This is a genomic window from Micromonospora sp. NPDC005686, assembly GCF_042871665.1.
GTDB lineage: Bacteria > Actinomycetota > Actinomycetes > Mycobacteriales > Micromonosporaceae > Micromonospora.
This window is the reverse complement of record NZ_JBIAIY010000001.1, coordinates 812,089-824,737: the sequence shown is the minus strand read 5'-3', so window position 1 is coordinate 824,737 and position 12,649 is coordinate 812,089. Positions and strand designations below refer to the sequence as shown.

At 70.5% G+C, this 12,649-nt stretch carries 11 protein-coding genes and 1 pseudogene; 2 read left to right on the top strand and 10 right to left on the bottom strand.

Annotated features, from left to right (window positions below; all coding sequences use genetic code 11):
• Positions 1-12 precede the first annotated feature (12 nt).
• Entirely contained in the window at positions 13-2,664 is a 2,652-nt protein-coding gene (locus ACFYON_RS03875; protein WP_387320535.1) for a DUF4132 domain-containing protein, read from the bottom strand.
• Entirely contained in the window at positions 2,664-2,972 is a 309-nt protein-coding gene (locus tag ACFYON_RS03870; protein WP_355015223.1) for a hypothetical protein, read from the bottom strand. The genes ACFYON_RS03875 and ACFYON_RS03870 overlap by 1 nt, the downstream gene beginning before the upstream one ends.
• Before the next feature lie 114 nt (positions 2,973-3,086).
• Between ACFYON_RS03870 and ACFYON_RS03865 the strand changes: the two genes are divergently transcribed.
• Entirely contained in the window at positions 3,087-4,568 is a 1,482-nt protein-coding gene (locus ACFYON_RS03865) for a sigma-70 family RNA polymerase sigma factor (protein WP_387320533.1), read from the top strand.
• Positions 4,569-4,589: 21 nt separating this feature from the next.
• The gene (locus ACFYON_RS03860) at positions 4,590-5,570 is read left to right on the top strand and encodes a DUF2804 domain-containing protein (protein ID WP_355015221.1); all 981 of its coding nucleotides are present in this window, start codon (positions 4,590-4,592) and stop codon (positions 5,568-5,570) included.
• Here the strand turns inward: ACFYON_RS03860 and ACFYON_RS03855 are convergent.
• From ACFYON_RS03855 to ACFYON_RS03820, 8 genes and pseudogenes are all read right to left on the bottom strand, one after another.
• Positions 5,555-7,312, bottom strand: coding sequence for a sugar-binding domain-containing protein (locus tag ACFYON_RS03855; RefSeq protein WP_354874163.1), 1,758 nt, complete (start codon positions 7,310-7,312; stop codon positions 5,555-5,557). The genes ACFYON_RS03860 and ACFYON_RS03855 overlap by 16 nt on opposite strands.
• Complete coding sequence (locus ACFYON_RS03850; RefSeq protein ID WP_354874165.1) at positions 7,309-8,637, bottom strand: MFS transporter; 1,329 nt, start codon at positions 8,635-8,637, stop codon at positions 7,309-7,311. Before ACFYON_RS03850 ends, ACFYON_RS03855 begins: the two co-directional genes overlap by 4 nt.
• A 137-nt stretch (positions 8,638-8,774) precedes the next feature.
• Positions 8,775-9,437, bottom strand: a complete 663-nt coding sequence (locus tag ACFYON_RS03845) for a pentapeptide repeat-containing protein (RefSeq protein WP_354874167.1) — start codon at positions 9,435-9,437, stop codon at positions 8,775-8,777.
• A gap of 59 nt (positions 9,438-9,496) precedes the next feature.
• Positions 9,497-9,679 (bottom strand): multiple cyclophane-containing RiPP AmcA, encoded by a 183-nt coding sequence (amcA, locus tag ACFYON_RS03840; RefSeq protein WP_354874169.1) that lies wholly within the window; start codon positions 9,677-9,679, stop codon positions 9,497-9,499.
• Positions 9,676-10,813: pseudogene (gene amcB / locus ACFYON_RS03835) on the bottom strand (cyclophane-forming radical SAM peptide maturase AmcB). The gene amcA (ACFYON_RS03840) and the pseudogene amcB overlap by 4 nt, the downstream one beginning before the upstream one ends.
• Complete coding sequence (locus ACFYON_RS03830; protein ID WP_354874171.1) at positions 10,810-11,157, bottom strand: hypothetical protein; 348 nt, start codon at positions 11,155-11,157, stop codon at positions 10,810-10,812. The pseudogene amcB and the gene ACFYON_RS03830 overlap by 4 nt, the downstream one beginning before the upstream one ends.
• Positions 11,154-11,318 carry a multiple cyclophane-containing RiPP AmcA gene (amcA, locus tag ACFYON_RS03825; RefSeq protein WP_354874173.1) on the bottom strand — a complete coding sequence of 55 codons (165 nt, stop codon included), beginning with the start codon at positions 11,316-11,318 and terminating at the stop codon, positions 11,154-11,156. Before amcA (ACFYON_RS03825) ends, ACFYON_RS03830 begins: the two co-directional genes overlap by 4 nt.
• A 428-nt stretch (positions 11,319-11,746) precedes the next feature.
• Entirely contained in the window at positions 11,747-12,631 is an 885-nt protein-coding gene (locus ACFYON_RS03820; protein ID WP_354874175.1) for a phosphotransferase, read from the bottom strand.
• Positions 12,632-12,649 lie beyond the last annotated feature (18 nt).

Genomic DNA, 12,649 nt, shown 5'->3' with positions numbered 1-12,649 from the left:
CCGCCGGCCGCCTCACAGCTGGCGCAGGATCACCGGATCCTTGATCTTCTTGTCGGCGGCAAGCAGCAACGCCTTGCTGATGATCTCGGTGAGCCGGTTGTCGCCCTCGAACGGTAGGAACATCTCCGGCTCCTTGGCCTTCGCCGAGTCCGGGATGATGCACAGGTACCGCTCGTCCGGCGCGATCAGGATGTTGCCCGAGCCGCAGTGGATGCGGTACGTGTGCAGGTCGCCGCGTACCTCAAGGAACCTGTCGGTGAGGGTGCAGCGGCCGGCGACGGCCAGCCGGGGGATGAGCTCCGCCAGCACGTCCCGGCGCGTCCGGCCGGTCGGGGTCAGCTCGCCGAAGCTGCTCTGCGACCAGTAGTCGCGGTACCGGCCGGCGGGGCCGCCGTCGTACCAGTTCGGGTCGGCGCCCACCCCGGCCGCGGCCACGAACAGATCGACGTCGCGCATCGCCTCACTCAGCACCACCGGCGGAACCTCCGCCAGCGCAACCGGCAGGCGCTCCCCCCGGACGAACCACATCTGGTCGGTGCCCATCGTGTCGAACACGCCGTCGTCCCGATCCTCGATCCCGGCGACGCCCAGCTCGACGCGCAGCCCCCAGTCCGGCAGGGCCAGCCAGGGCAGGCGGTAGGAGGCCCCGTCGTTGCGGTGCTGGACGTACGACCAGCCGCGGCGGGACAGCAACGCGTTGAGGCGGTGCTGGAGGACGATGTGCGCGGCGAACCGGTTGGAGTACGTGCCGGTGGCCCGCTCCGCGTCGGTGAGCAGGTACTGCTCCCGGTGCGCCTGCTTGAACGGCTGGGTGATCGCGTGCCGGGTCAGGAAGTCCCGCCACAGCCCGACCGCGGCCGGGTCGCGCACCGGGTGCCACAGCCGGACCGTCGCGTCCGCCGCGGGCTCGAAGACCCTGTCGTCCACTGTCCGCAGCGCCTCACCGGCCCAGCAGCAGGCGACGCCGTCGACGGTCCAGACGAGCCGCCGGGCCAGGGTGCGGGCCAGCGGGTGATCGAGGAACCTTTCACGCCACTGCTCGACCGTCCACGAACGGTCCCGCCGCAGCAGCCCTTCCAGGCGGTCGCGGGTGGCGACGAGCGTGGCGGCGACGTCGGTGACTGTCGCCTTCAGCTCCTTCACCTCGTCGCCGTGGTCCCTGCGCACCTGCGCCGGTGGCGTCTTGACCACCTTGCCGTCGGCGTTGCGCCACACCACTACGGCGTCGACGCCCCGCACCTCCAGCTCGTACGAGCAGTCGCCCAGCTTGTCCGCCAGCGGCAGCCCGAAGCCGGGCAGGGCCATCTCCTCGACGTCCTCCCGGCTGACGCCGAGCGCCTCGGCGTGCCGCGTCAGCCCTTTCTCGACGAGTCGCAGTGTGCTCTTGTAGGTCAGCCGCGACGACAGCCGGGCCAGTTGGGCGAGGGCGGCGGGGTGATCGGTGCCGACGAGCGCCGCGACCGCGACGTTCGCCAGCTTCGGGCTCGCCGGCCCGTGCCCGGGGATCTTGCGGGCGGCCCGTTCCGCGATCTGGCCGAGGCTGCGCAGCGTCTCCTGCGACGGTGGACACATCGCCCGCATCCAGATCAGCCCCCACAGCAGCCCGACGTTGTAGCGGTCGATCGTCCGCGGCGGAACATCAGCGATGTGGCCGGGACAGCACGTGGTCATTCGCAGCGGCAGGGTGCGCGCCTGCCCCACGAGTGGGAGCCAGTCGTCGAGCCGAGCGGTGAACTCGTCGGCGCCCACCGCGTCGAGCAGCGACCGGGCCTGCTTGCGCCAGCCCGCCGTCGGCTTCGCCTTGTCCGCCTCGACCGGACAGTGGGCCAGCAGCGCCTGCCACGCGGACCGGCGGCCCTCCGGCATCGCCTCGATGTCCGCGACGGCGCGGTCGGCCCACTGCTCACCGACGTTGGGGATCGGCCACATCCGGTGGGCCTCGTCGCTGATGTCGCTCAGCGGACGTTCGATCCGGGTCCGGCGCCAGGTCGCCAGCGCCGCCGGGTTCACCCGCCCCGCCGCCGCCTCCGCCTGGATGGACTCCCAGGTGAACCGAATGAGATGCGTACTCCAGCCACCGAAGCCCAACCATGCCTGGCCGCCCAGCCGGTCCAGCCAGGCCGCGCCGTCGAGCCCGCCGCCGAAGCGCACGGCACGGATCAGCGTGCCCTGCCCGTTGTGGTCCTCCCCCGGCACCGTCATCGCGTCGAACACCACCTGCCGTACCGGCGCCGGTTGTGCGGCAATGAGTTCCTCCGCCCGGCGCCACGCCTCAGCCCGGGCCCGGTCCCACGGGCTCTCGGGCCGGTGCGGCCGCCGCGGCAGACGGCCGACCACTGTCAGCGCGGCGGCGGCACGGCGGTCGTGATCCGCGTCGTCACCGGCCAGGTCGGCCACAGCCGTGGCGACCGACTCGGCCTGCCGCGTGGCCTCCGACAGCAGCTCGACCTGCGGCGGAGCGGGATCGTAGGGGCCGTGCGCGTCGTTGAGCGCGGCGAGCAGCGCCGGAACCCTGCCGGCCGGCGCCCAGCCGCACACCGTCACCACCCGGTCGACGAAACTCTGTCGAGAGTGCTCGTTGAAGGTCTGGTCGTTGCGCTCACGCCAGCCTCTGACGGTGGTGACGATGTCGCGCAGTGCCGGCTCCGGGTCGTACGTGTCCATCAGCCACCCACCAGCGGGACGAGCTTGAGGAAGGTGACCCGGGCGCCCGCGTGCAGGCGGACCTCCTCGTCCAGCTCGGTCACCTGACGGTCGTCGACGAGCACCACGAAACCGTTGCGGCCGAACGCGTCGAGAGTCATCCGCGTCCGCTCCTCGGGGTCGGCGTCCGCGCCGGACTCGGCGACCTCGAGGAACACCCGACGGCGGATCAGCTCGTCGAGACGTACTGTCTCCTCGAAAACCTCCATGGTCCACGCGGGTCCGCTCGGCGCTCCGACGACCTCGTCGGTGACTGTGATCAATGGCATGGCGGAGAACGTAGCCGAGTCCTCCGACATCTCACGCACTTTGTGTGACTCGGCCACCTACCGGACAGTCTCCACGGGTGTACGAGATCGTTCCGTGAAGGCGAGGTTGTGAGCGTGTCCTATCACGCGTACCCAGGCAGGGCCGACATGTCGGCGGTGGTGGACGCGGCCCGCCGCGGCGACCAGGCGGCGCTCGACGAGCTGGTCTCGCACTGTCTGCCGCTTGTCTACAACATCGTGGGCCGGGTGCTGAACCGGTCGTCCGACGTCGACGACGTGGTGCAGAACGCGATGGTGAACGTCGTGCGAGGGCTGCCGGGCGTCCGCGAGCCGCAGCTCTTCCGGTCCTGGCTGGTCGCCGTCACCATGAACGAGATCCGCACCTACATGCGGCACCGGCACACCACACCGGCGCCGCCGGAGGACATCGACAACGTGATCGACCCGGGTTCGGACTTCGAGGATCTGACCCTGACCCAGCTCCACCTCTCCGACCAGCGCCGGGAGGTCGTGCTGGCCACGCGCTGGCTGGACGACGACCACCGCCACCTGCTGTCCCTGTGGTGGCTGGTCGAGGCCGGTCACCTCACCCGCGCCGATCTGGTCGACGCCCTGCGCCTGGAGCCACACCACGTGACTGTCCGGGTGGCCCGGATGAAGGCGCAACTGGACACCGCCCGGCTGGTGGTACGAGCCCTCACCGCCCGGCCCGGTTGCGCCGGCCTGCGCGACACCGCGTCGGGCTGGAACGGTCAGCCGGCGCCGCTGTGGCGCAAGCGGTTCGCGCGGCACCTCCGGGACTGCGCGCACTGCCCGGACGCGGCATCCGACCTGGTCCCCGCCGAGCGGCTGCTCGCCGGCCTGGCGCTCACGCCGCCCCCGGCCGCACTCGCCTCGGACGTCACGCAGAAGCTGCACGCCGTCGCCTCCGTGTCGCCCGCCGCCCCGGCGGGTACGCACGCCGTGGCGGCCGGAGCGAGGTCCGGGCTCTCCCTGTCCAAGTCCCTGGTCGGCGTCGTCGCCGCCGTCGCCGTGCTCGGCGGGGGTGGTCTGATCCTCGCCAACTACCCGAGCGGGTCGAAGCAGCAGCCGGCGAGCGTGGCAGCCTCGCAGCCCGCGACCGAGCCCACCGCTCCCGCGCTCACGCCCTCCCCTGTCGCCTCCCCGACCGCCGCCCTCCCGAGCCCCACCCCGAGCAGGTCGGCGAAGCCCAGCAGGTCGCCAAAGCCGACCCCGTCGCCGGCCAAGTCCACCGCCACGTCCAGCGGCTTGTCAGCAGCGGAACGGCGGCTGCTGGTGCTGCTCAACGAGCGGCGTCGCGCGCTCGGGCTGACCGAGGTCAAGCTCGGCGCGGCGCAGCACCGGGAGGCGGAGTCCTGCGTGCGGCAGAACCTGAACGCGAGCGGCCTGCAGCACTGCGGCCACGAGGTCCTGTTCGCGTCGTCGGGCAACTCCTCGCCGGAGCAGATGATCGAGGCATGGTTCAACAGCCCGGGCCACAAGACGGCGTTGACGTACGCCAGCTCCCGCTTCGCCGGCCCCGCGATCGTGTTCAACGGCAGCCGGCAGGTCGCCGCCATCAACATCGACTACTGAGGCGGTCGCTACGCTCCCCCGGTGACGCACGAGAAGGAGATCGTCGAGCCGGTCGACCTGTGCATGCCGGACGGGCGGCTCAACCCCGCCGCGGTCGGCTGGACCCGCCGGCCGCTGCACCGCGCGAACCTGCGCGGCTGGGGAAGAGCCAAGCGCTGGGAGTACTGGGGGATCGTGACGCCGACCCACATCGTCGGCCTAGTCGCGTCGTCGCTGGACTACGCCGGGGTGCACGGCGTCTACGTGCTCGACCGCGCCACGAAAATCGAGACCAGCAAGGACGTCGTGGTCCCGTTCGCCCGTGGCGTCGTCATGCCGCCGGTCAGCGGCGCGGGAACCGTGTACGCAGGCGGGGGCGGTCTGTCGATCGACATCGACCAGACCGCCGAGGGCAGCACGATTCGTGCCACCGCACCAGGCATCGAGATCGACCTCGTGGTGCCGCTCCCGCCCGGCCACGAGTCGCTCGGCGTCGTGGTCCCGTGGAGCACCCGCCGGTTCCAGTACACGGTCAAGGACGTCGGCCGCCCGGTGCGCGGCTCGCTGCGGGTGAACGGCACGACGCACACAGTGGCCGAGGACGACTCGTTCGCCGTGCTCGACCACGGCCGGGGCAGATGGCCGTACGCGATCACGTGGAACTGGGCGGCGGGCAGCGGACCGGACGTGTCGATCCAGCTCGGCGGCAAGTGGACCGACGGCACCGGCTCGACCGAGAACGCGCTGTTCACCGGCGGCCGGCTGAACAAGCTCGGTGCCGAACTATGCTGGAGCTACGACCGCCGCGACTGGCTGCGGCCGTGGCGGATCAGCGGTGATCGCGTCGAGGTGGAGTTCCACCCGTTCCACGAGAAGGTCTCCCGCACCAACCTCGGCGTCGTGGCCAGTGAGACCCACCAGTGCTTCGGGCACTTCTCCGGCTGGGCCCAGGCGGACGACGGCGAGCGGGTGGCTCTGGACGGCCTGGTCGGCTGGGCGGAGGAAGCTCAGAACCGCTGGTGACGCAGCCGCTCGTTGACCTGCCGGACCACTTCCTCGGGAAGCTTGACCACGCGCCGGTCGTACGTGAGCAGACCGTTCAGCTCGTCCTCCACGTCGGACAGCTGGGTGTAGACGGTCGCGCTCAGACCGGCCCGGATCGCGGGCACGATCTGCTCGGTGTGCAGCCGCGTGAACGCCTCCGCCAGGTCCTCGGCGCTCCGGCACCGCCGGTAGCCGAAATCCTTGCGGCTGAACGCGTGCCCGTCGACGCGCAGGTTGTAGCCGCCGTACTCCGACAGCACCAGCACCCGGCGGTCGCCGCGTCGCCGCGGCACCCGGAAGCGGCGGAAGTAGACGTGCAGGCTGCGCAGGTCGCCCCCGCCCTGGTCGTGCCAGCCGCTGGCGTGGTCGACAGTGCGGGTGGGGTCGAGTCCCGCGACGTCGCGGGCGATCCGGGCCGCGTCGAACTGCCCCCAGCCCTCGTTGAAGGGCACCCACACGGCGAGGCTCACCACGTTGCGCAGATGCTCGACGGTTTCGCGCAGCTCGGCCCGGAACCGGTCCCGTCCGCCGGCGTCGGCACGGCCGAACCAGCGCCGCCACCGGCCCCGGTCGGGCAGCCGCAGCGGCGTCACCGCCGGCGCGGTGACGACCAGCGGGTGGTAACTGCTGCCGCCGTTGACCATGTCCTGCCAGACCAGCATCCCCAGCCGGTCGCAGTGGTGATACCAGCGCAGCGGCTCGATCTTGATGTGCTTGCGCAGCATGGTGAACCCGAGCCGCTTCATGGTGGCGATGTCGGCGATCATCGCCTCGTCGGAGGGCGCCGTGTACATGCCGTCCGACCAGTAGCCCTGGTCGAGGATCCCGGCGTGGAAGTACGGCCGGCCGTTGAGCAGCAGCCGGGGCACGCCGTCCCCGTCCGGCCCGACACCGAACGAGCGCATGCCGAAATAGCTGCGGACCCGATCCGCGCCCAGCTCGGCGGTGACGTCGTAGAGGAACGGATCCTCGGGGCTCCACTGCCGTACCTCGGGCATCGGGATGCGCACGGCCACGCCGACCGGCGCGGTGGCCTCGGCCACCGCGATCCCGTCGGCCAGGATCCGGATGCCGGCGTCGCCGGCATCCGCCGTCGCGTGCGCTGTCACCTCGACGCACCGCTCGTCGAGGAGCGGAGTCAGGGTGAGGCTTCGCAGGTGCACGGCGGGCACGCTCTCGGCCCACACCGTCTGCCAGATGCCGGACTGGGCGGTGTACCAGATGCCGCCGCGGCGCAGCCGCTGCTTGCCCCGGGAGTGGTGGCCGGTGTCGCTGTCGTCCTGGACCGCCACGACCAGGACGTTGGCGTCCTCGCGGAGCGCGTCGGTGATGTCGCAGGTGAACGGCAGATACCCGCCGGTGTGGTCGCCGACCGGAACATCGTTCAGGTAGACCTGGCAGGTCTGGTCGACCGCGCCGAAGTGCAGCAGCAGCCGCGAGCCGGCAGCGTGGAAGCCCGCCGGCAGTGTCAGCGGACGGCGGTACCAGAGCGTCTCGCCCGGCTGGAGCTGTCGCCCGACGCCGGAGAGCGTGGACTCCGGGGAGAACGGCACGATGATCTCGCCGTCGTAGCGTTCGGGCTCGGTGGCCGAACCGGTGATCGCGTACTCCCACCGGCCGTTGAGGTTGAGATAGCTGTCCCGGGCGAACTGCGGGCGGGGATACTCGGGCAGGACACGCTCCGCGTCGAGCGTGGCACCCCATGGGGTCAGCAGCGTCATGCCCGGGCCTCCTGCTCCCGCCGCCGCAGCGCCACGGCCGGCACCGCGATGAGGACCAGCACGGCCAGCGCCATGAGGAAGATGCCCGGCGTCGGGACCTGCTTCACCACGCCGAGATCCTCGTAGACCTCGCCGGCGCCGGTGATCACGGCAGCGCCGAGGTAGGGGCCGACGAGCATCGGGACGAGGATGGCGAAGACCATCCGCAGCCCCTGGACATGGCCGGCCCGGTCCGGTGGCGAGTAGTCGCGCACGATGGCGCCGATCGGGGCGAGGACGAGCATGAAGCCCGACATCATCACGATCCCGGCGGCGATCACGGGAACCATGCCGCGGGCGAAGAACATCAGCGCCAGGCCGGTGCCGTAGACCACGACCGCCGGCAGCAGGAAGCGCACCTTGCCGACGCGGTCGATGAGCCGCCCGCTGACCACGCTGACCACCGACGCCGTGACGAGGACGACGGCCAGGACGACGGCGTACCCCTCGATCCTCAGGTACCGCTGCAGGTAGATGATCAGATACGGCAGGAACACCTGCGTGGAGATCCCCCAGATCGACCAGGCCGCCAGGGCGAGGTAGAGCCCCGGGTTGGCCCGGATGGCGGCCGGGCGCAGGCCGTGGACAACGGCGCGCAGGTAGCCGCCCTCGTGCCGGACGAGTGACGGGCTGTCCTCGACCAGGAACCAGGCCAGCACTCCGGCCACGGCCATGATCGCGCCGCTGATCACGAAGAACAGTTGCCAGTTCCCGGTACGGGCTAGCCCGTCGAACCCGCCGAAGATCAACAGCATCGCGACCAGCGGCATGATGGCGAGCACCGACTCGACCCGGCCGCGGTTCGCCGGCTCGGTCACGTCGGTGACCCACGCCTGGAACGCCGCGTCGTTGGCCCCAGAGCCGAGGAAGGACATCAGGCAGTCGAGGGTGATGACCGCGATCGCCGTGACGAGCACGACGTTCGCGACGGGCGCGATGTCCTCCACGAAACCCACGGTCAGGCAGCCGAAGGCGGCGGTGGAGACACCCCACAGCAGGTAGCCACCGGCGATGAACGACCTGCGCCGGCCGGTCCGGTCGGAGAGGGCGCCTAGCAGCAGGGTGGCGACAGTGGCGGTCGCGGCGCTGGCGGCGACCATCGTGGCGATCACGTTGGGGTCGTCGGTGATCGTGTCGTACACGAACAGGTTCAGGTAGATGTTCTCGATGGTCCAGGCCATCTGCCCGACGAGTCCGAGCACGATCAGCGCGGTCCAGGCGCGGGGGCGCAGGCCGGCTGGACCGGCCGAGGTGGCCGGGGTGAGTACGCTCCGGGTGGCGGACACGACGGCCTCCTTCGACGGGTCAGAATATGATCCGTCCCGTCCGTCCGTCGATGGGCCCGGGGTCTGCCAGGCTGCCTCGTCGGAGCAGGCATGACGAAAGGCCCTCGGTCGGAGTAGCCGGACCAAGGCCCTCGTCATCAGTCTTTGCGGACGGCAAGGTTGAGGTCGGCGACGGTCAGCTGGGTGAGGTCAGGAAGTTGGTCCTCGCCGAGCGTGACACCGCGCAGGTTTTCCAGCGGCGTCTTGAGACCGTGGAGGCGGTTGCCTCGCAGATCGGCGCCGTCGAGGTGGCAGGAGTCCAGTTCCAGTCCGGCGAGGTCACACGACCGCAGCGCGACGCGCGGTAGTCGGCAGGAAGACCACGCGCCGTGCGTGAGGGTGCAATCGGTGAAGGCGACCGAGCCGGCAGCGGCGACACGCTGGAGGGTGGCGTAGTCGAAGCGGCAGCCGTCGAACAGGACGTCCTTGAGGCGTACGTCGGTGAGTCTGGTGCCGGTGAACCGGGAGCCGGTGATCGCGCAGCGTTCGATGGTGATGCCGGTCAGGGTCGCTCCGGAGAAGTCGGTGCGGGTGATCTCGCAGCCGTAGAGGCTGCCGGCTTCCCAGGTGCTCTCACTCAGGTCCACGCCGGTGATCAGGCTGCTACGGACGCTGACGTCCTCGAGGTGCGAGCCGCGCCACGCCGCACCGTTAACGAATGCCTCGATGAGCCGGTCGGCCAGGTCCGTCGTGGTGTCGAGGTCGTCCGGTTCGAGGTCCGGCAGCAGGACCTTCACGTCGCCGATCGTGGTGGTGCGCATGTGTCCTCAACCTGTGTGGCGCGGGGTGGGCACGTCACCCCGCGCGTCCCGTGGTGGGGCTACTTCTTCTTGTTCCAGTTGTCCCAGCCGGGTCGACTGTCGAACTTACCCTTGTTGGCCCAGGTGGGGCGGTTGTCGAACTTCGCCGCGTCGATCGACGCTACCGACCGCTGCGGGTCGACGCCGAGGTGGGCGAGTTGCTCGGGCGCGGCGTTGACGAGGATCGCAAGAGCGTCGGTCATGGTGCTCCTCCGTGAGGGGTGAGGTGGTCCGCGGCGGCACGGACGAGGGCCTGTCGGGTGGTCCGGCAGTAGATGGTCTCGCGGGCGGTGAACGTCGCGTGCTCGAAGTAGCGGTTGCCGGCCTGGGCACCCCGGCAGAAGTCGCAGAAGGCGCAGTGGTCGGCGCAGTCGTTAAGGGTCGTGACGAACTCGGCGACGTAGTCCAGGTCGCCGGCGCGGGCAAGCATGGCCGTGATCGGCTGGTGGAGGACGTTGCCGGCGATGAAGTCGCCGTATCGCGGCTCGGTGATGCCGAGGAGTTCCGGTGACAGCAGCACGACCTGCCCATCCCAGGAGACGGTCGGGATCGGCTCGTACGGCTCGTGGTCGACGCATCCCGGCGCGGGTGGCGGCAAGGTAGTCGGCCAGCCGGTCCACGTCGCGGATCCGCAGCGGACTGCCGCCGACGCGACGTGCGATGAGGTGCTGCCAGAACCGGTACGCGGCATCCTCCGACACCGGCGCCCGGTCGGCGCCCTCTTGCTCTTCGATGTTGAAGCCCACCGACTCGCAGCCAGGTAGGCCGGTGAAGAAGTCGACAAGGGCGTCCGCGTGGTCGATGGTTTCCGGGGTGACCACACAGATCACCGAGTACCGCAGCCCCGCGTCGGCCAGCGTGTGCATGCCGCGCAGGGTCCGGGCGTCTGTCGGGTTGCCGGCCCGGTCGAGGCGGTTGCGGTTCAACGCGCCCGGTCCGTCGATGCTGACCCCGACCTCGAACCCGTAGGTGGTGAACAGCTCGCACCACTGGCGGTTGATCAGCGTCGCGTTCGTCTGGATCTCGTGACGCACCAGCCCTGCGCGCCGCAGCTCCTCGAACGGGGCCAACAGGTCCCGGAACAGCCCGATGGGTGTGGCGGTGGGTTCGCCCCCGTGCCACACGACGCTCACCGGATGACTGCTGTTCTGCTGGGCTATCGACTCGGCGCAGGCCTGCGCGACCGCGCCGCTCATCAGGCGCAGGGATCTCCGGTCGGGCAGGTAGCAGTAGGTGCAGTCGAGGTTGCAGAAGCTCGTCGGCTGCACGACCAGGGTGTGGAAGCTGCCGGCGACCGCCGGTTGGCCGGTGGCGTTGATGAGGCCGATGCCGTTCACGAGGGGGCCTCCTCGATCCTGAAGTCCGTGGGGGTAGTGACGCGGTAGGCGTGGGTGTGGCGAACAGGCCAGCCGAGGAACCGGTCGAACATGTCGGCGGCGCTGCCCGTGACGCTCGGATTGAGCCGGTACAGGTCGTCGATCGCCTCGTGCAGGCAGCCGGCCAGGTAGAGGAACAGGCTCACCGGCACTTCGCGGTACTCGGCTAGGAGCGCGAGCTTCGCTGCGCCGCAGGGCCACGGCTGCCCGCACCGGCGGCACAACCACAGCGGGCGCATCGGCAGATGTTCCACCTCGGCTGGCGCGAGCCGGTTCGCCGCAAAACGGCGCTGCGGCCCGGTCACCGGCGACCGCCCTCGCGGGCCTGCTGCTCGAACAGCCGACGCCACACGAAGGTGAGCAGCGGCGGATCAGCGGGCCCCACCTGCCCCGCCGAGGCCGTCCCCCTAGGCTCGGGGCGCCGGGACTGGCTGGCCATGGCGTTACGCGAGACGTACACCGTCATGCCGTCACCCCCACCAGCAGCGATGAGCGGCGGGCCCGCCAGGGGAAGGGCGAGCCCGCCGCACCACGGCGGCTGGGAGCAGACCGCCGATCACCCACCCGCGCAGCCCTCATGGCGGTACGCAGGCGGGGATTCACCCGGACGGTCGACGGAGTGTCCGGCGCGAGCACTTGCCGGTGCGTCGGGTCGCATTCCGAACTGTCGCCGATCGACACGTCCATCTGGTTCTCCCTGGCGATTGCCGCTGACCCGCCGGCGCCATGGGATCAGGATGATCCTGGACCGTTCCGCCGACGTGTTCCTGACGTCCACGATCGCGGGCGGCACGGGCCCGAGACAGACCCAGCGTGGTGGGCCACGGTGGGCCTCCTGTGGTCGACTCGGTCGATATGAAGAGGACAGGCGGTACTACCCCGTCCCTACGAGACTCAGAGGATGTGCCAGCGGCGGAGCTCCGGCCCGCCGTGGACAAGTCCTGCAATCCGGTGGTGCACCTCGTCGGCGGCGTCGGTCCCGGGACGGGACTTGCGGGCGTTGGTGGCGATCATCTGTAGTTCGCGGAGCTGGCACAGCTCCTCGAACCTCGGCCAACATGTGGCATCCCAGCCGTAGGCGGCGGTGAAGCCGGCGAACGCCTCGGGACCGGGCGGATCGAACCGGCGGCAGTGGACAGCGACCGTGGCAATGTCCCACTCGCGAGGCCCGAGGGCGGCGCCGTCCCAGTCGGCGAGTACGGGCGTGCCGTCGAAACGCCGGAGCGCGTTGCGGATCTGCGGATCTGACTGGATCAGGCTTGTGCCATGGGGAAACCGCATCGTCTCCCAGCCGGCGGCCAGCGTCTCGAGCCGGCCCAGCAGCAGATCCTGTTCCTTACCGTTCAGGATCTCCGAACGGATCACGGATCGCTCGATGCCACGGATCGGCCGCAGCACGGGCAATGGCACGGGTGGAGCAGGAAGGGCATGCAGATCCCGGAGAAGGCTTCCGAGCTCGGAGACGGTGATCGGGTCGTCGTGTGCCGGGTCCAGACGCTGCCAGACCGTAACGGCGTGCCCGCCCACCTCTAGCGGCTGGGACAGGCCCGGGTGAAGGCCGACCGTGGGGAAATCTTGGTCCACCAGCCAGTCGACCACGGTCACCATCGCGCGCACCCGGTTCAGGTCCTGGTCGCCAGGGGCGATCTTGATGACGATGTCCCCGACGGCGTAGACGGCGTTGGTGTGGTGCCGCAGCAGAGCCGCGTTCGAGTCGGGGTAGCCGAGAAGACGACATACCTCGGCGAGCACCGGCCGGGTGCGCGCCTCGACGAACATGGGGCTCCTAGGGCCTGT